This window comes from Ectopseudomonas toyotomiensis, assembly GCF_017167985.1.
Lineage (GTDB): Bacteria > Pseudomonadota > Gammaproteobacteria > Pseudomonadales > Pseudomonadaceae > Aquipseudomonas > Aquipseudomonas toyotomiensis.
In genome coordinates, this window is record NZ_CP070505.1 from 4061685 (window position 1) to 4079297 (window position 17613).

Here is a 17613-nt window from a genome sequence, read left to right on the forward strand (position 1 = left end):
AAGAGGAGATTGCTGTGTCGCGTAGACGCGTCGTGGTTACCGGTATGGGCATGCTGTCGCCGCTGGGTAACGATGTGCCGAGCAGCTGGCAGGGCATTTTGGCCGGGCGCAGTGGCATCGGTCTGATTGAGCACATGGACCTGTCGGCCTACTCCACCCGTTTTGGCGGGTCGCTCAAGGGCTTCAATGTCGAGGAATATCTCTCTGCCAAGGAGGCGCGCAAGCTCGACCTGTTCATCCAGTACGGTCTCGCTGCCTGCTTCCAGGCCGTGCGTGATTCAGGGCTGGACATCACTGACGCCAATCGTGAGCGTATCGGTGTGGCCATGGGCTCCGGCATCGGCGGCCTGACCAATATCGAGAACAACTGCAAATCGTTGCACGAGCAAGGGCCGCGGCGCATTTCGCCGTTCTTCGTGCCTGGCTCGATCATCAACATGATTTCCGGCTTCCTGTCGATCCACCTGGGTCTGCAGGGGCCTAACTACGCCATCGCCACGGCGTGCACTACCGGCACGCACTGCATCGGCATGGCCGCGCGCAACATTGCCTATGGCGAAGCCGATGTGATGGTCGCCGGCGGCGCCGAGATGGCCGCCTGCGGCCTCGGCATGGGCGGCTTCGGTGCCGCGCGTGCGCTGTCGACGCGTAACGACGAGCCGACCAAGGCCAGCCGTCCGTGGGACAAGGGTCGTGACGGCTTCGTGCTGTCCGACGGTTCCGGCGCCCTGGTGCTGGAAGAGCTGGAGCACGCCAAGGCGCGTGGCGCCACCATCCATGCCGAGCTGATCGGCTTCGGCATGAGCGGCGATGCTTTCCACATGACCTCGCCTCCCGAAAACGGTGCCGGTGCCGCACGCTGCATGGCAGCTGCCCTGCGTGACGCGGGCATCAATGCCGATCAGGTGCAGTACATCAACGCCCACGGCACGTCGACCTCAGCTGGTGACCTCGCCGAGGCGGCTGCGGTGAAGAGCGTGTTCGGTGATCATGCCTACAAGCTGTCGGTCAGCTCGACCAAATCCATGACCGGCCACCTGCTCGGTGCGGCAGGTGCGGTGGAGGCGATCTTCAGCGTGCTGGCGATCCGTGATCAGGTAGCGCCGCCGACCATCAACCTGGACGAGCCGGACGAAGGCTGCGACCTGGACTTCGTGCCGCATCAGGCCAAGGCCATGCCGATCGAAATCGCCCTGTCGAACTCCTTCGGCTTCGGCGGCACCAACGGCTCGCTGCTGTTCCGTCGGTACCACGGCTGATGCTGAGCTGGGTCAACGGCGCGCCCGGCGAGCAATTGTCGGTTCGTGACCGTGGCCTGGCTTACGGCGATGGTCTGTTCGAGACCATCGCCGTGCGTGGCGGGCGCATCCCGCTGCTGGCGCGGCATATGGCGCGCCTTGCCGATGGCTGTCGGCGCCTGTTCATCCCCCTCGACCTGGTTCTCATTGAGCACGAGCTGCAGGCGTTCGCCGGGCAGCTGGGCGAGGGCGTGGCCAAGCTGATCGTCAGCCGCGGTGAGGGCCAGCGTGGCTACGCGCCGCCGCAACCCTGTCAGCCGCTGCGCATCCTGCAGGCGGCGCCGCTGCCGCAGTATCCCGCTGCGTATGCCGAGCAGGGCGTGCGTCTGTTTCCCTGCAAGACGCGTCTGGCCGAGCAACCGCTGCTGGCCGGGCTCAAACACCTCAATCGCCTGGAGCAGATACTGGCGCGCGCCGAATGGCAGGACCTCGAGTGCGCCGAAGGCTTGATGCGCGATAGCAGTGGCCGGATCATCGAGGGCGTGTACAGCAACCTGCTTCTGGTCGTCGACGGCGGGCTGGTGACGGCCGATCTGTCGCGCTGTGGCGTGGCCGGCGTGATGCGTGCGGAGATCCTGCAGCAGGCGCAGTTGCTCGGGCTATCTGTCGAGTTACGTGATGTTTCCTTCGACGAACTGCTGGATGCCGATGAAGTCTTTCTCTGCAACAGCCTTTACGGCATCTGGCCTGTACGGGCGCTGCAAGAGCGACACTGGTCGGTCGGGCCGCTCACCCGTAAACTGCAGGCCATCGTCTGCGACCTACTGAGTAAATAACTGGTGCTACGCAAGATCTTGGTGCTGCTTGAGTGCGGCGTGCTACTGGCTGCGCTGCTAGTCGTGGGTGCCGCCTGGCAGCAGCAGAGAGCGCTGGAGCAACCTCTGCAGCTTGATAAGGAAATGCTGCTGGAGGTGCCGTCCGGCGCCACGCCGAGTGGCCTGCTCAATCGCCTGGAGGCGGAGGGCGTGATCGACAACGCCCTCTGGTTGCGTCTGTACTGGCGCTTCAATCTGCGCGCGCCTGCCATGCACAGCGGCGAATACCGCTTGCTGCCCGAATACAACGCCCGCGACATGCTCGGCCTGTGGCAGCGCGGTGAGGTGGTGCAGTACAGCCTGACTCTGGTCGAGGGCTGGAACTTCCGCCAGGTGCGCGCCGCTCTGGCTCGCCAGGAGCGTCTGGAGCAGCGCCTGGCCGATCTCAGCGATGCCCAGTTGATGGAGCGCCTGGGCCTGGCCGGGCAGAACCCGGAAGGGCGTTTCTTCCCCGATACCTATCGCTACGTGCGTGGTATGAGCGACGAGGACCTGCTCAAGCAGGCCAACGTCCGTCTTGAGAGCGTGTTGGCAGAAGAGTGGCAGAAGCGCGCCGAGGGTTTGCCCTATCGCGAGCCGTACGACGCGTTGATCATGGCCTCGATGATCGAGAAGGAAACCGGTGTACCCGAAGAGCGCGGCGAGATTGCCGGCGTGTTCGTGCGTCGCCTGCGCATGGGCATGCGCCTGCAGACCGACCCCACCGTCATCTACGGCATGGGCGAGCGCTACAACGGCCGCATCACCCGCGCCGACCTGCGTACGCCAACGCCTTACAACACCTACACCATCGACGGCATGCCGCCGACGCCGATCGCCATGGTCGGCCGCGAGGCGATTCACGCGGCGCTCAACCCGCTTGATGGCACCACCCTGTATTTCGTCGCGCGAGGCGACGGTAGCCATGTGTTCTCCAACACCCTGGCCGAGCACAACCGCGCGGTGCGCGAATACCAGCTCAAGCGTCGCGCCGACTACCGCTCCAGCCCCGCGCCACGCGCGGCGGCCGAAACCGAATAAGGGCAACCCGTGACTGGTCTGTTTATTACCCTGGAAGGCCCGGAAGGCGCCGGCAAAAGCACCAACCGCGAATATCTGGCCGAGCGCCTGCGCGAGCAGGGCATCGATGTGCTGCTGACTCGTGAACCCGGCGGCACGCCACTGGCCGAGCGGATTCGTGAATTGCTGCTTGATCCGAGCGATGAGCCGATGGCCGCCGATGCCGAGTTGCTGCTGGTATTCGCTGCCCGTGCCCAGCATCTGCAGCAGGTCATTCGTCCGGCTCTGGCCAAGGGCAGCGTGGTGCTGTGCGACCGTTTCACTGATGCCACCTACGCCTACCAGGGCGGTGGTCGGGGTCTTTCCATCGAACGTATCGCGCAACTGGAGCAGTTCGTTCAGGGCGAGCTGCGCCCTGATCTGACGCTGATTTTCGATCTGCCGGTGGAGATCGGCCTGGCTCGCGCCGCGGTTCGCGGTCGCCTGGATCGTTTCGAGCAGGAAGGCCGTGGCTTCTTCGAAGCGGTACGCCAGGCCTATCTGCAGCGCGCCGAGCAGGCGCCACAACGATATCGCGTGCTGGACGCGGGGCAGACCCTGGCTCAGGTGCAGGCCGATATCGATGCCTTGCTGCCGAGTCTGCTGGAGGCTTGCCGTGGCTGATGTCTATCCCTGGCAACAAGCGCTCTGGCAGCAACTCGCCGGGCGTAGCCAGCACGCCCATGCCTATCTGCTGCATGGTCCGGCCGGCATCGGCAAGCGTGTGCTGGCCGAGCGCCTGATGGCGCGCCTGCTGTGCCAGAACCCGAATGGGCTGGATGCCTGTGGCAACTGTAAATCCTGTCATCTGTTGGCTGCCGGTACTCACCCGGACAACTACGTGCTGGAGCCCGAGGAGGCGGACAAGCCGATCAAGGTCGATCAGGTGCGTGAGCTGGTCGACTTCGTGGTGCAGACCGCGCAGCTCGGTGGGCGCAAGGTTGTGCTGCTGGAGCCGGCCGAGGCGATGAACCTCAACGCCGCCAACGCGCTGCTGAAAAGCCTGGAAGAACCCTCCGGCAATACCGTGCTGCTGCTCATCAGCCACCAGCCCAGCCGCCTGTTGCCGACCATCAAGAGCCGCTGCGTGCAGCAGGCCTGTCCGCTGCCGAGCGAGGCGACGAGCCTGGCCTGGCTGGCCCAGGCGCTGCCCGAGCTGGGCGACGATGAACGAAGCGATCTGCTGACTCTGGCGGCGGGTTCGCCACTGGCCGCCGTGCGTTTGCAGGCGCAAGGCGTGCGCGAGCAGCGTGCGCAGGCTGTGGAGGGCGTGAAGAAACTGCTCAAGCAGCAGGTCTCCCCGAGCCAACTGGCGGAAAGCTGGAACTCACTGCCGCTGAATCTGCTGTTCGACTGGTTCTGCGACTGGGCGCAACTGATGTTGCGCTACCAACTGACCAAGGATGAGCAAGGCCTGGGCCAGGTCGATATGCGCAAGGTGGTGCAGTACCTGGCGGACAAGAGCGCGCAGGCCAAGGTATTGGCGATTCAGGAATGGTTGCTCGCGCAAAGGCAGAAGGTGATGGGTAAAGCCAACCTCAATCGTGTGCTGCTACTGGAAGCCTTGCTGGTGCAGTGGGCCGCCTTGCCAGGACAGGATCGCGGCTGACTGGTGCGAGAGTCGGATTCGGCAGGGCGTCACATTCTGCTGGCTGCCTGCCGCCCGGTTGTTTGCGCATGAGCATGAACAAGCCCTAGAATCAGCCATTAAGCAATAAACGCTAGGAATGCGCTGATGAGCCTGCCACCCAATCTGGGTCCACGTAACGGAATTCTGTCCCTGACCATCAAGGACAAGTCCGTGTTGTACGCGGCCTACATGCCTTTCATCAAGAACGGCGGCCTCTTCATTCCCACCAACAAGAGCTACAAGCTCGGTGACGAAGTGTTCATGCTGCTTAACCTGATGGATGAGCCGGAGAAGATTCCGGTGGCCGGCAAGGTGGTGTGGATCACCCCTAAAGGAGCTCAGGGCAACCGTGCTGCCGGTGTCGGCGTGCAGTTCAACGATGGCGATAACACCGCTCGCAACAAGATCGAAACCTACCTCGCTGGCGCGCTGAAGTCCGACCGCCCGACTCACACCATGTAACCCGCTGGCCGCGAGCGTACTGTCTTCGCGGCCGAAGCATCTCCCCCAGAGCGTCCAGGCGCCTGCCACTTTCGATTACAATTCGGGCTTTCCATTTGCCCGAGTTCTCCTGCTGTGCTGATCGACTCCCATTGCCACCTTGATCGTCTCGACCTCGCTGCCCATGGCGGCTCGCTGGATGCTGCTCTTGATGCAGCGCGCGCAGCCGGCGTCGGGCATTTCCTGTGTATTGGCGTCAGCGCTGACAACGCCGCCACGGTCAAGGGCCTGGCCGAGCGCTATGCCGATGTCGATTGCTCGGTGGGCGTGCATCCGCTGGATCTCGAGCCGGGCGCCGAACCCGCACTGGACTGGCTGCTGGGTGAGCTGGCGCACCCTAAGGTGGTCGCCATTGGTGAAACCGGCCTCGATTATCACTATGAGCCGGAGTCTGCTGCGCTGCAGCAGGCCTCCTTCCGTCTGCATCTGGAGGCCGCGCGCATTACGGGCAAGCCGGTAATAGTGCATACCCGCGAGGCTCGCGCCGACACCCTGGCGTTGTTACGCGAAGCGGCGCTGCCACAGGCTGGCGTGCTGCATTGCTTCACCGAAGACTGGGAGATGGCCAAGGCCGCGCTGGACATCGGTTTCTACATCTCTTTGTCCGGCATCGTCACCTTCCGCAATGCCGAAGCTCTGCGCGAGGTGGCGCGCCAGGTGCCGGCTGACCGTCTGCTGGTGGAAACCGACTCGCCTTACCTGGCGCCCGTGCCGCATCGTGGCAAGCCCAACCTGCCACAATACGTGCGTGAAGTGGCCGAGTACCTAGCCGTACTACGTGGCGTCAGCTACGAGACCCTGGCCGAGCAGACCTCGAGCAACTTCAAGCGTTTGTTCCCCTTGGCTGGTGTGGTTGACGCATAACAGCCCGTAGGGGGCGCCGCGCACCAGGCGATGTGAGGCGTTGCAACCATGGTGGGTCACGCCGCACCCAGATCCAGTGAAGCAGTCAGCGACCGTGACAGGCGGCTAACCTACCCTACGGGAACGGCGATCCGCTGAGCAAAAAAAACCCGGACTCTGGGGGATGAATCCGGGTTAAGACCATTAGGAGTAAATCAAGGTACGCGGTCCACGGTACCTTGGCTGGCGGGGCACTTGGGGGGAGATGCCGCACACCAGTAAGTTCCAGTATTAGCCATGATCAGCGAGCGTCCAGGCCAAAGCCTGAGTTTTTTAAACGGATTTGGAATACCGCGGACGCTGCTGAGTCCTCACCCTTTTGACAGCTGGGTTAGCAGGCCCAGGGTCTCTTCGATCACCTGCTCGCTGGTATAGAAATGTGGCGACAGGCGTACGCCTGGACCGCGCTGCACGCAGATCACCTGTTCCTCGCGCAGACGTTGATACAGCGCGGGGTTGTCCCAGCCTGCCAGGCTGAAGTTGAGAATGCCGGCACGGCGCGCTGAGTCGAGCGGGCTATGAATCACCGCACCGGGTAATGCGCGAATGCCGTCGTCAAGGCGCTGCACCCGTTCCTCCAGCAAGGCGCCGACCCGCTCCATGCCCACTTCTTCGAGCAACGACAAACTCGCCTCCAGGGCGAAGGCGCCGAGCATGTTCGGGCTGCCGCATTCGAAGCGCCGTGCACTGCGGGCCGGTTGCCAGTCCTGGCGGGTGTAATCGCCGGCGTGCTCCAGCATGTGCCAGCCGTACTCGTGCAGTTTCAGCTGGTCGCGTACCGCACTGCGGCAGTAGAACACCGCCAGGCCCTCCGGGCCGAGCATCCATTTGTGGCCGTCGGCCATGGCGAAGTCGCAGTCGTAGGCCTGGACGTCGAAGGGCAGGGCTCCCAACTGCTGGATGGCATCGATGCAGAACAGCACGCCGTGCTGACGGCAACCGCGGCCGAGGCGCGGCAGATCCAGGCGCAGGCCGCTGGCGAACTGCACGGCGCTGATCGACAACAGGCGTGTTCGCGGGGTGAAGGCGGCGAGCAGCGCTGCTTCCGGATCGTCGCCCTTGAGATTGACTTCGATCACCTCCACGCTCTGGGCGGCCAGCGCCAGCCAGACGATGCGGTTGGAAGGGAATTCCTCGTCGCTGATGATCACCTGGTCGCCGGCTCGCCAGTCCAGGCCGAATGCCACGAAGGACAGCGCCTCGGAGGTATTCTTGACCAGTGCAATATCACCGGTACTTGGTGCGTTCATCAGGCGCACAAGGCGTTCGCGTAGGCTACGCTCCAGTTTCAGCCAGTCGGGATAGTCACGCGCTCCGCTGGTCACGTTCGCTTCCGAGAACCGCCGCACCGCTTCAGCGCTGCGTTTCGGCCAGGGGGCGACCGCCGCATGGTTCAGATAGCGCAGTCCATTTTCCAGGGGGAACTCATCATGAAACACGTACATGGTCGGATGATCCGTGCAATTTGGCCGCATTTGGGCATAATAAGCGGCTTCGATTTTTGACCCCGTAGTCCCTTTATGCAGAAAGAACCCCGTAAGGTCCGCGAATTCCGTCGCCGCGAGCAAGAAATTCTCGATACCGCGCTGAAACTCTTCCTCGAACAAGGAGAAGACAGCGTTACTGTCGAGATGATCGCTGATGCGGTCGGTATCGGCAAAGGCACTATCTACAAGCACTTCAAGTCCAAGGCGGAGATCTACCTGCGCCTGATGCTCGACTACGAGCGCGATCTCAACGAGCTGCTGCATTCGGCTGACGTGGATCGTGACAAGGAAGCGCTGTCGCGTGCGTACTTCGAGTTCCGCATGCGCGATCCGCAGCGCTATCGCCTGTTCGACCGCCTGGAAGAAAAGGTGGTCAAGGGCAATCAGGTGCCGGAAATGGTCGAGCAGTTGCACAAGATCCGTGCTTCCAACTTCGAGCGTCTGACCCAGTTGATCAAGGGCCGCATCGCCGAAGGCAAGCTGGAAGACGTGCCGCCGTACTTCCACTATTGCGCAGCCTGGGCCTTGGTGCACGGCGCCGTGGCACTGTATCACTCGCCGTTCTGGAGCAACGTGCTCGAGGATCAGGAAGGCTTCTTCCAGTTCCTCATGGACATCGGCGTACGCATGGGCAACAAGCGCAAGCGCGACGCCTGATGCCTGGCATGTCGGCCACGGTACTGTGCCGTGGCCGACATAGCGATATACTCCGGTTCTTAACGAACTGGAGCTCTCAATGATCGTCGACCGCCAGGGCAGACGCTTTCGCAACCTCCGCGTCAGCCTGACCGCCGCCTGCAACTACGCCTGCACCTATTGTGTGCCGAACGGCAAGCGTCTGGTCGCCGCTCAAGACGAACTCTCCGCCGACGCCATGGCGCGTGGCGTGGCTTATCTGATCGAAGCAGCCGGCATCGAGCGCCTGCGCATCACTGGTGGTGAACCGCTGGTCAGCACGCGTCTGGAGCCTTTCCTGCGGCAGGTCAGTCAACTCGGTCTCGACGATATCAGCCTGACCACCAACGGCCAGTTGCTCGAGCGCAAGCTACCGCTGCTGGTCGAATGCGGTATCCGCCGTCTCAATGTTTCCCTCGATACCCTCGATGCTGACGCCTTCCGCAGCATCGCCCGCGGCGGCGACCTGGCCACCGTGCTGGCCGGCATGGAGGTGGCGCGCGAAGCCGGGATGAAGCTCAAGGTCAACATGGTGCCGTTGCGCGGGCAGAACCTCGACCAAGTACTGCCGCTGCTCGAGTACTGCCTGGAACGCGGTTTCGAGTTGCGCTTCATCGAACTGATGCGCATGGGCCACCTGGCGCGCGACCCCAATGCCTTCAACCAGCAATTCGTCGGTCTGCCCGAGCTGCTCGAGCTGATCGGCACCCGTCACCAGTATGTTCAGGCCAGCGCTCCGGTGGATGCCACGGCGATGCGCTACGCCATTCCCGGTGCCGGTCATTTTGGCGTGATCGCCAACGAAAGCGTGCCGTTCTGCCGTACCTGCTCGCGCCTGCGCCTGTCGTCTACCGGCTGGTTGCACGGCTGCCTATCGTCGAGCAACCGCCACTTCGTTGGCGACCTGCTGGACAAACCCCGTCACCAGGCCTTGCCGACGCTGCAGCGTCTGCTGGTCAAGGCACTCGGCGACAAGCAGGACCTAGCCTTCTCCGGCGGCGTCACCGTGATGAAGATCATCGGCGGCTGATGCTTGGTTGGCTGTTCTGGAACGACTTAGCTACGCAATCCTTTCTCGGCGATTGCCGACTGCTCTCTGAAAAAGAAAGCGCCGGGGTGCTCTTCATCAGGCTTTCGGTCCAGCGCAAAAGAAAGCCGCCCGAAGGCGGCTGCGAGCGTCAGGCGCATCGTCTTTTCATACGCCCGACGCTTGTCTCATGATTACTTCTTCACTGCCTGCAGGTAATCCTTGAGGGTCTGCTCGTCAGCGGATTTGACCGTCATGCCCTCCGGGCCGCTGCCGATGTCGGTGAACTGCTTGGCCGGCTCGCCAGTGGCCTTGAAGTCCTTCAGCTCTTGAGAGTTCTCGCGAAATACCCACAGACGGCCGTCCTCGACTTCGGTGACGAAGCCAGGCCGGTCGTACTGGCTGGCCAGTGCGGTGCCGGCGAAGAGGCTGGAGAGCATCAGGGCGGTCAGGGCGATCTTTTTCATCGTTGTGCATCCTAGGGTGTTGGGGTAGGCACACCCTAGCGCAGGCTATGTGACTTGCTTATTACATTATCCGTATATGTGTCTAACCATATGTAAAATTTCCCTGGTTAGCGGTGCAAGGCGCGCTCGTACCAGTTGCGGCTCTTGTTGACCATGCGTACCAGCCAGAGCATCACCGGCACCTCGATCAGCACGCCGACCACGGTGGCCAGCGCCGCACCGGAGTCGAAGCCGTAGAGCACGATAGCCACGGCCACGGCCAGCTCGAAGAAGTTGGAGGCGCCGATCATGGTCGAGGGGCCGGCCACGTCATGGCGTACCTTCAGTGAGCGGTTGAGCCAGTAGCCGAGTGCAGCGATCAGCAGCGTCTGCAGCAGGATGGGCATGGCCAGAATGCCGATCACCAGTGGTTGTTCGACAATGGCCTGGCCTTGAAAGGAGAACAGCAGCACCAGGGTGGCCAACAGAGCGATGATGGAGAAGGGAGAGATTTTCGCCAGGGCCGCTTCGAAGGTGGGCTTGCCGCGCTTGAGCAGGTGGGCGCGTATGGCCTGGGCGATGGCCAGGGGGATGACGATGTACATCACCACCGATAGCAGCAGGGTGTCCCAGGGCACCGGGATCGACGACACGCCCAGCAGCAGGGCAACGATGGGGGCGAAGGCGAACACCATCACCAGGTCGTTGAGGGCCACCTGGCTGATGGTGAAGTTGGCGTTGCCGTTGCACAGGTTACTCCACACGAACACCATCGCCGTGCAGGGCGCGGCGCCAAGCAGGATCAGCCCGGCCATGTAGCTGTCGAGCTGGTCGGCCGGCAGCCAGTCGGCGAACAGGATCTTGACGAACAGCCAGCCGATCAGGGCCATGGAGAAGGGCTTGACCACCCAGTTGACGAACAGGGTGACGCCGATGCCGGCTTTCTGCCCGCGCACTTCATGCAGCGAGCCGAAGTCGATCTTCATCAGCATGGGGATGATCATCACCCAGATCAGCACGCCGACCGGGATGTTCACCTGGGCAACTTCCATGGCGCCGACTGCCTGAGCGGCCTGCGGAGCGAGCAGGCCGAGTACCGTACCGGCCGCGATACAGAGGAATACCCACAGGGTCAGGTAACGCTCGAAGAAACCCAGGGGCGCGCCTGCGGATTGCTTCAGGGCGGTGTCACACGCATTTGTCATCTTGGTTGCCTATCCTCGTCATGGGCGCATGGCTCAAACATATTCGCTTTACTGCATATTCGCAAAATAATATATTCGCTCATGTGCATCCTTGACGGAAATCAACATGAGTCAGAAAAAGCGTGTCCTGTTCCTCTGCGTGGCCAACTCGTCGCGCTCGCAGATGGCCGAAGCGCTACTGCGCCATACCGACTCCGAACATTTCGAAGCCTTCAGTGCGGGCACCGCGCCCACTGCGGTAGACCCGCGCACCCGCGATGCGCTGGAGCACCTTGGCGTTTCTACCGCCGGGCTGTTCAGCAAGTCGGTCGAGCAGGTCGCCGGCGAGCCGTTCGACTATGTGATCACCCTGTGCGACAAGTCCGCGCTGGAGTGCCTGGCGTTGCCCGGCACTGGCGAATACATCGCCTGGAACTTCGAGGATCCGGCGACCAGTTCGCAGAAGGACGCCTATCGCAAGACCCTGCACGAGATCCACGAGCGGATAAAGATGTTCGTGCTGATCAAGAGCAAGCCGGCCAGCGGTGACCCCGAGGCCATGGCCCCCACCGACGTGTTCAAGTGCCTGGCCGACGAGACGCGCGCGCGCATCGCCCTGCTCGTTACCCTGGAGCAGGAGCTGTGCGTCTGCGAGCTGACCGCGGCGCTGGAACAGGCTCAGCCGAAGATTTCCCGCCACCTGGCCTTGCTGCGCAGCAGCGGTCTGCTGGAAGACCGCCGTAATGGGCAGTGGGTGTACTACCGCCTGCATCCGCAGTTGCCCGAGTGGGTCAGGGACGTGCTCAAGCGCACCCTGGACAGCAATGCCGAGTGGCTGCGCCCGGATGTGCAGCGCCTGTGGCAGATGCGTGACCGCCCTGGGCGCAAGCCCGCCTGTGACTGAGCGGCGAGCCTCTTGAAGATTCTGTTCTGACCCCATTCCTGGAGCGACACCGTGCAAGACGACCTGCCCAACGCCGACCTGCAACTGCTCGAGCTGCCGACTGCCGACAAGCTCACCATCGAGTCGGCCTCGACCCACGCGCCGCGCATCCTGCTGTTGTACGGCTCCACTCGCGAGAAGTCCTTCAGTCGCCTGATGACCGAGGAGGCCGCGCGCCTGTTGCAGCACTTCGGCGCCGAGACGCGCATCTTCGACCCGCGCGGCCTGCCGCTGCCGGACGATGCGCCGGACAGCCATCCCAAGGTGCAGGAGCTGCGCGAACTGATGCAGTGGTCGGAAGGCCAGGTGTGGTGCTCCCCCGAGCGTCACGGCGCGATGACCGCCGTGTTCAAGGCGCAGATCGACTGGGTGCCGCTGGCCATGGGCGCGGTCCGCCCGACCCAGGGCAAGACCCTGGCGGTGATGCAGGTCTGCGGCGGCTCGCAGTCGTTCAACGTGGTCAATCAACTGCGCGTGCTGGGGCGTTGGATGCGCATGTTCACCATCCCCAACCAGTCTTCGGTGCCCAAGGCCTTCATGGAGTTCGACGCTGAGGGCCGGATGAAGCCGTCCTCGTTCTACGACCGCCTGGTGGACGTGATGGAGGAGCTGGTCAAGTTCACCCTGTTGCTGCGCGATCGCTCCGACTACCTGGTCGATCGCTATTCCGAGCGCAAGGAGTCGGCCGAAGAACTGTCCAAACGCGTCAATCAGCGCGCCATCTGAGCAAAGGAACTGCCCGCCATGACTCATCCCTACGACATCCTGCGCGTGCCCGGCCTGGCCGGCACGCTGATCTTCACGCCTTGCCCAGGCACCCGTGAAACCACGCTTGAAGAAGCGCTACTGGCGCTGAAGGGGGCTGGGGCAGCGGGCGTGATCACGCTGATGCCCTACAACGAACTGGCCGCCAACGGCGCCGAGCAAATCGCCCAGCAGTGCCAGGCCTTGGACCTGGCCTGGTATCACCTGCCGGTGGCCGACGAACAGGTGCCGCTGGAGGCGTTCGGCGAAGGCTGGCGGGCATCGCGCCAGGCGATTGTCGAACACCTGCGTGGCGGCCGCTCGCTGGCCATCCACTGCAAGGGCGGCTCCGGGCGCACCGGTCTGATCGCCGCACGCATCCTCATCGAAACCGGCATCGCGCGCAGTCAGGCCATCGCCTTGGTGCAGGCACTGCGGCCCAAGGCCATCCAGCATCCCGCTCACGTCAACTGGATCAACCAGTTCGACGTGACCCACTAACAGAGGCATCGACATGACCATCAAAGTAGGCATCAACGGTTTTGGCCGCATCGGCCGTCTGGCTCTGCGCGCCGCCTGGAACTGGCCCGAACTGGAGTTCGTGCAGATCAACGACCCGGCAGGTGACGCCGCCACCCACGCGCACTTGCTCAATTTCGACTCGGTGCATGGCCGCTGGCAGCATGAGGCGGGCAGCGAGGGCGATTGCGTGGTGATCGATGGCAAGCGCATCAAGGTGAGCGCCAACAAGGCCATCGCCGACACCGACTGGAGCGGCTGCGACCTGGTGCTCGAGGCCAGCGGCAAGATGAAGACGGTCGCCGTGCTGCAGGGTTATCTGGATCAGGGCGTGGGGCGCGTGGTGGTCTGCGCGCCGGTCAAGGAGCAGGGCGCGCTGAATGTGGTGATGGGCGTCAACCAGTACCTGTTCGACCCGGCGCAGCATCGCATCGTCACCGCCGCGTCCTGCACCACCAATTGCCTGGCACCGGTGGTCAAGGTTATCCACGAGGCGCTGGGCATTCGCCACGGCTCGATCACCACCATCCATGACCTGACCAACACCCAGAGCATCCTCGACCAACCACACAAGGATCTGCGCCGCGCCCGTGCCTCGGGCATGAGCCTGATCCCGACCACCACCGGTTCGGCCACGGCGATTGCCGAGATCTTCCCCGAGCTGCGCGGCAAGTTGAACGGCCATGCCGTGCGCGTGCCGCTGGCCAACGCCTCGCTGACCGACTGCGTGTTCGAGGTCGAGCGCGCCACCACGGCCGAGGAAGTCAACGCGCTGCTCAAGGCCGCCGCCGATGGCCCACTGAAGAACATCCTCGGCTACGAGGAGCGCCCGCTGGTGTCCATCGACTATCGCACCGATCCGCGCTCTTCGATCATCGATGCGCTCTCGACCATGGTGGTGGCCGGCACTCAGGTGAAGATCTATGCCTGGTACGACAACGAATGGGGCTATGCCAATCGTGCGGTGGAGCTGGCGCGGATGGTCGGCCAGGCCAGCTGATTCGTAGGGTGCGCCGTGCGCACCAGCCAGCGCACCGAATGGGAAGGACAGGCTTATGGGCGTCCTTCCTGCTGCCTGGGACGAATCATCGGCTTGCTCGTATGCCCGTTAGGGAGCGCCATGGTGCGCGCGGCGCACCCTACGTTTGAGGCCAGCCCTCCGGCCGCTATAACGCCCGATCAGGAAATCACGCCATGCACGCCCTCGCACGACTCTCTCCGGAGATCCGCCAGTACCTCTTGGTAACCGGCAACTACTGGGCCTTTACCCTCACTGACGGCGCACTGCGCATGTTGGTGGTGCTGCATTTTCACAGCCTGGGCTACACGCCGCTGCAGATCGCCGCGCTATTTCTGTTCTACGAGATCTTCGGCGTGGTCACCAACCTGGTGGGCGGCTACCTGGGAGCGCGGCTGGGTCTGAACCGCACCATGAACATCGGCCTTGGTCTGCAGGTGCTGGCGCTGTTGATGCTCACCGTGCCGGCTGCCTGGTTGACCGTGCCCTGGGTCATGGGCGCCCAGGCACTGTCCGGCATCGCCAAGGATCTGAACAAGATGAGCGCCAAGAGCTCGATCAAGCTCCTGGTGCCGGACAGTCAGCAGGGCACGCTGTACAAATGGGTGGCCATCCTCACCGGCTCGAAGAATGCGCTCAAGGGCGTCGGCTTCTTCCTGGGTGGCGCGCTGCTCGCCGTGCTCGGGTTCACCGGCGCGGTGCTGGCCATGGCTGCCGCGCTGGCGCTGATCTGGCTGGCCAGCCTGGTGCTGCTGAAGAAGGATCTGGGCAAGGCCAAGGCCAAGCCGAAATTCCGCGACATGCTCTCCAAGAGCCGGGCGATCAACATTCTTTCGGCTGCCCGGCTGTTTCTCTTCGGTGCGCGTGACGTCTGGTTCGTGGTGGCGCTGCCGGTGTACCTGAGCTCGGTATTCGGCTGGGACTTCTGGCTGGTCGGCGGCTTTCTCGCCAGCTGGGTGATCGGCTACGGCATCGTGCAATCGCTTGCCCCGCGCATCACCGGCAAGCAAAGCGGGCATGTGCCGGACGGCCGCGCGGCTTTCGTCTGGGCCGCGCTGCTGGCCGGGCTGCCGGCGCTGATCGCCTTGGGCCTGGGCGCCGGCTGGTCGGCGCAGGCGGTCTTGCTCGGTGGGCTGATGCTGTTCGGCGTGCTGTTCGCGGTGAATTCCTCGCTGCACAGCTACCTGATCGTCAGCTACGCCAAGGAAGACGGCGTATCGCTGGACGTAGGCTTCTACTACATGTCCAACGCGCTGGGGCGGCTGATCGGCACGCTGCTGTCGGGCTGGGTCTTCCAGGCTTATGGGCTGGAGGCCTGCCTGTGGGTGTCCAGCGCGTTCGTACTGGCCGCTGCGCTGATTTCCATCGCCTTGCCCAGACACCGCGATACCGCTCGGCAGGCCTGAGGTCGCTGAAATGCAAGGTGGGACTTGAATAAGGCTGGCGCAGAACCTGCATCTACGCCTCATCCGCCGGATTTCCGTCACCGGCGAGGAGGATCGATTCATGCGTAACCTGCTTCTACTGGTGGCGCTGCTGGGCCTGACCGGGTGCATGAAGGTCAGCGATCTGGCCAGCGGCGCCGAGTACCACCTGCGCGATGCCGGGTTTCTCGACCACGGCCGTACCGAGCGCATGGCCTCGCGGCGCCTGCAGCAGGACTCCTTCATCTACATCGCCCAGGGCCACTTCGTGCCGCCAGGCCACGGCTACCCGCGGCCCAATGTGGTGGCCGAGGAGGCGTTCAAGGGCTTCGTCGAATACTTCCCGCTGGTGCGCCGCGCACGTCAGCCGGCAGGCCTGGATGAAGCCATGGCCGAGGCGCGCGGGGCTGGCGCACATTATCTGTTGTATGCGCGTTTCGCCTACAGCGATGACCGCATCGGCACCCTGGAGGAGTGGGAGGATCAGGAGGCTGCAGATCGCCTCGGCACTGACCGGGCATCGATCCAGCTGATGCTGATCGAAACCAATACCCGCTTCCTGGTCGACACCGCGCGGATTCGCAGCCGTGGCGGATTCCTGACGTTTTACGACGCCCAGCCGCAGGACCTGATCGGCCCGCCGCTGCACGACTATGCGCGCAGCCTGCTGGGTGTTGCCCGCTAAGAATAGGGGCAATCGGCGCGCCGCTCTTGTGGGAGGGGCTTTAGCCGCGACAGGTGCCACGGTGTATCCTCTTCAGTCCCCGGCAAAATATGGACGAGGAGAGAGCATGAGCGATCCAGGCAAGGCCGGCGACCTGCTGGCGCAGATCCCCAAGGGCGAAGGCAAGGGCCTGCCCCCTGTGCACCTGTGGAACCCCGATTTCTGTGGCGATATCGACATGCGTATCGCCCGCGATGGCACCTGGTATTACCTGGGCACGCCCATCGGCCGCAAACCCATGGTGCGGCTGTTTTCCACCATCATCCGCCGTGACGGCGACGATTATTTCCTGATCACGCCGGTGGAGAAGGTGGGTATCAAGGTAGACGACGCGCCTTTCGTTGCCGTGACCCTGCAGGTGGAAGGTGAGGGCGAAGCGCAGGTGCTGCGCTTTACCACCAACGTCGAGGACGAGGTCGTGGCCGGCGTCGAGCACCCGATTCGGGTGGAGATCGACCCTGCGACACTCGAACCCTCGCCCTATATTCTGGTGCGGCGTAACCTCGAAGCGCTGATTCATCGCAACGTGTTCTACCAACTGGTGGAACTGGCGGTGGAGCGCGAAGTGGACCGCAAGCCTTGGCTGGGGGTGTGGAGTGCCGGGCAGTTCTATCCCATCGGGCCGTCCCCGGTCTGAGTGGGCAATTCGGGAGAAGCGCCGGTGCGCGTAGCGCACCCTACGGGTTTGACAGGAGACGCAGATGGATGAGCATCGCATCGAAACCGAACGTCTGACGTTGCGCCCACCGCAGCCGGAGGATGCTGCCGAGGTGCAACGTCTGGCTGGTGATTTTCGTATTGCCGATGTCACCAGCAGCATTCCCCATCCCTATCCGCCCGAGCTGGCGCAGCAGTGGATCGAGCGCTGCGCGCAGGATTGGGCCAGTGGCACGGCGGCCAACTTCATCATCACCGAGTCGGCCAGCGGCAAGTTGGTCGGCAGCATGGCGCTCAAGGACATCGGCCGCGGCGAGGCCGAGGTGGGCTATTGGATCGGCGTGCCTTACTGGAGCCGTGGTTACGCCAGCGAGGCCTGCAATGCCCTGGTGGATTTCGCCTTCCAGCAACTGCGTCTGCGTCGTCTGCACGCCAGCCACCTGGCGCGCAATCCGCAATCTGGCCGAGTGCTGTTCAAGGCCGGCTTCCGCCATCTGGGCCTTGGCCACAGCCAGTGCGGCTGCCAGGGTAAGCTGGAGCCGGTCGAACTCTACGAGCGAGTTTCCGGCGAGTGACCTGA

21 protein-coding genes are annotated in these 17613 nt (G+C 63.4%); 17 read left to right on the forward strand and 4 right to left on the reverse strand.

Annotated elements, in window-relative coordinates:
- Positions 1–14: 14 nt before the first annotated feature.
- The 7 genes from fabF to JWV26_RS18840 all read left to right on the forward strand — a co-directional run bounded on the left by fabF (position 15) and on the right by JWV26_RS18840 (position 6146).
- Positions 15–1259 carry a beta-ketoacyl-ACP synthase II gene (gene fabF / locus JWV26_RS18810; protein ID WP_079784144.1) on the forward strand — a complete coding sequence of 415 codons (1245 nt, stop codon included), beginning with the start codon at positions 15–17 and terminating at the stop codon, positions 1257–1259.
- Positions 1259–2074: an aminodeoxychorismate lyase gene (gene pabC, locus JWV26_RS18815; protein WP_206417544.1), complete on the forward strand. Its 816-nt coding sequence runs from the start codon at positions 1259–1261 to the stop codon at positions 2072–2074. The genes fabF and pabC overlap by 1 nt, the downstream gene beginning before the upstream one ends.
- A gap of 3 nt (positions 2075–2077) precedes the next feature.
- The gene (gene mltG / locus JWV26_RS18820) at positions 2078–3133 is read left to right on the forward strand and encodes an endolytic transglycosylase MltG (protein WP_206417545.1); all 1056 of its coding nucleotides are present in this window, start codon (positions 2078–2080) and stop codon (positions 3131–3133) included.
- Between the two features lie 9 nt (positions 3134–3142).
- On the forward strand, positions 3143–3775 hold the full coding sequence (tmk, locus tag JWV26_RS18825) for a dTMP kinase (protein ID WP_206417546.1): 633 nt from the start codon (positions 3143–3145) through the stop codon (positions 3773–3775).
- Positions 3768–4760, forward strand: a complete 993-nt coding sequence (locus JWV26_RS18830; RefSeq protein ID WP_206417547.1) for a DNA polymerase III subunit delta' — start codon at positions 3768–3770, stop codon at positions 4758–4760. Before tmk ends, JWV26_RS18830 begins: the two co-directional genes overlap by 8 nt.
- A 126-nt stretch (positions 4761–4886) precedes the next feature.
- Positions 4887–5243 (forward strand): PilZ domain-containing protein, encoded by a 357-nt coding sequence (locus tag JWV26_RS18835; protein WP_003245164.1) that lies wholly within the window; start codon positions 4887–4889, stop codon positions 5241–5243.
- A 114-nt stretch (positions 5244–5357) separates the two neighbouring features.
- Entirely contained in the window at positions 5358–6146 is a 789-nt protein-coding gene (locus JWV26_RS18840) for a TatD family hydrolase (RefSeq protein WP_206417548.1), read from the forward strand.
- Positions 6147–6496: 350 nt separating this feature from the next.
- Here JWV26_RS18840 and JWV26_RS18845 read toward each other — a convergent pair whose 3' ends face one another.
- Positions 6497–7630, reverse strand: a complete 1134-nt coding sequence (locus tag JWV26_RS18845; protein WP_206417549.1) for an aminotransferase class V-fold PLP-dependent enzyme — start codon at positions 7628–7630, stop codon at positions 6497–6499.
- A 75-nt stretch (positions 7631–7705) separates the two neighbouring features.
- Between JWV26_RS18845 and JWV26_RS18850 the strand changes: the two genes are divergently transcribed.
- Positions 7706–8329 (forward strand): TetR/AcrR family transcriptional regulator, encoded by a 624-nt coding sequence (locus JWV26_RS18850; protein WP_003461933.1) that lies wholly within the window; start codon positions 7706–7708, stop codon positions 8327–8329.
- Positions 8330–8408: 79 nt separating this feature from the next.
- Positions 8409–9377, forward strand: a complete 969-nt coding sequence (locus tag JWV26_RS18855; RefSeq protein WP_206417550.1) for a GTP 3',8-cyclase MoaA — start codon at positions 8409–8411, stop codon at positions 9375–9377.
- Between the two features lie 26 nt (positions 9378–9403).
- Here the strand turns inward: JWV26_RS18855 and JWV26_RS24550 are convergent, their stop codons facing one another.
- The 3 genes from JWV26_RS24550 to arsB form a co-directional block, all read right to left on the reverse strand.
- A complete protein-coding gene (locus tag JWV26_RS24550; RefSeq protein ID WP_277425976.1) occupies positions 9404–9535 on the reverse strand; it encodes a hypothetical protein in 132 nt (43 codons plus the stop codon).
- A 33-nt stretch (positions 9536–9568) separates the two neighbouring features.
- Entirely contained in the window at positions 9569–9841 is a 273-nt protein-coding gene (locus JWV26_RS18860) for a hypothetical protein (protein WP_206417551.1), read from the reverse strand.
- A 107-nt stretch (positions 9842–9948) separates the two neighbouring features.
- Positions 9949–11025, reverse strand: a complete 1077-nt coding sequence (gene arsB / locus JWV26_RS18865) for an ACR3 family arsenite efflux transporter (RefSeq protein ID WP_206417552.1) — start codon at positions 11023–11025, stop codon at positions 9949–9951.
- Positions 11026–11131: 106 nt separating this feature from the next.
- Here arsB and JWV26_RS24555 point away from each other — a divergent pair, with 106 nt between their 5' ends.
- The 8 genes from JWV26_RS24555 (at position 11132) to JWV26_RS18905 (ending at position 17608) form a co-directional block, all read left to right on the forward strand.
- Entirely contained in the window at positions 11132–11908 is a 777-nt protein-coding gene (locus JWV26_RS24555) for a metalloregulator ArsR/SmtB family transcription factor (RefSeq protein WP_206417553.1), read from the forward strand.
- 51 nt (positions 11909–11959) lie between these two features.
- Positions 11960–12673: an arsenical resistance protein ArsH gene (gene arsH, locus JWV26_RS18875; protein WP_420890275.1), complete on the forward strand. Its 714-nt coding sequence runs from the start codon at positions 11960–11962 to the stop codon at positions 12671–12673.
- Between the two features lie 18 nt (positions 12674–12691).
- Positions 12692–13192 carry a cyclin-dependent kinase inhibitor 3 family protein gene (locus tag JWV26_RS18880; RefSeq protein WP_206417554.1) on the forward strand — a complete coding sequence of 167 codons (501 nt, stop codon included), beginning with the start codon at positions 12692–12694 and terminating at the stop codon, positions 13190–13192.
- Positions 13193–13205: 13 nt separating this feature from the next.
- On the forward strand, positions 13206–14210 hold the full coding sequence (locus JWV26_RS18885; protein WP_206417555.1) for an ArsJ-associated glyceraldehyde-3-phosphate dehydrogenase: 1005 nt from the start codon (positions 13206–13208) through the stop codon (positions 14208–14210).
- A 194-nt stretch (positions 14211–14404) separates the two neighbouring features.
- A complete protein-coding gene (gene arsJ, locus JWV26_RS18890; protein WP_206417556.1) occupies positions 14405–15634 on the forward strand; it encodes an organoarsenical effux MFS transporter ArsJ in 1230 nt (409 codons plus the stop codon).
- 100 nt (positions 15635–15734) lie between these two features.
- A complete protein-coding gene (locus JWV26_RS18895; RefSeq protein WP_206417557.1) occupies positions 15735–16337 on the forward strand; it encodes a DUF4823 domain-containing protein in 603 nt (200 codons plus the stop codon).
- A 106-nt stretch (positions 16338–16443) separates the two neighbouring features.
- Positions 16444–17013 carry a DUF1285 domain-containing protein gene (locus JWV26_RS18900; protein WP_206417558.1) on the forward strand — a complete coding sequence of 190 codons (570 nt, stop codon included), beginning with the start codon at positions 16444–16446 and terminating at the stop codon, positions 17011–17013.
- A 64-nt stretch (positions 17014–17077) separates the two neighbouring features.
- A complete protein-coding gene (locus JWV26_RS18905; RefSeq protein ID WP_017677588.1) occupies positions 17078–17608 on the forward strand; it encodes a GNAT family N-acetyltransferase in 531 nt (176 codons plus the stop codon).
- The last annotated feature ends 5 nt before the right edge of the window (positions 17609–17613 follow it).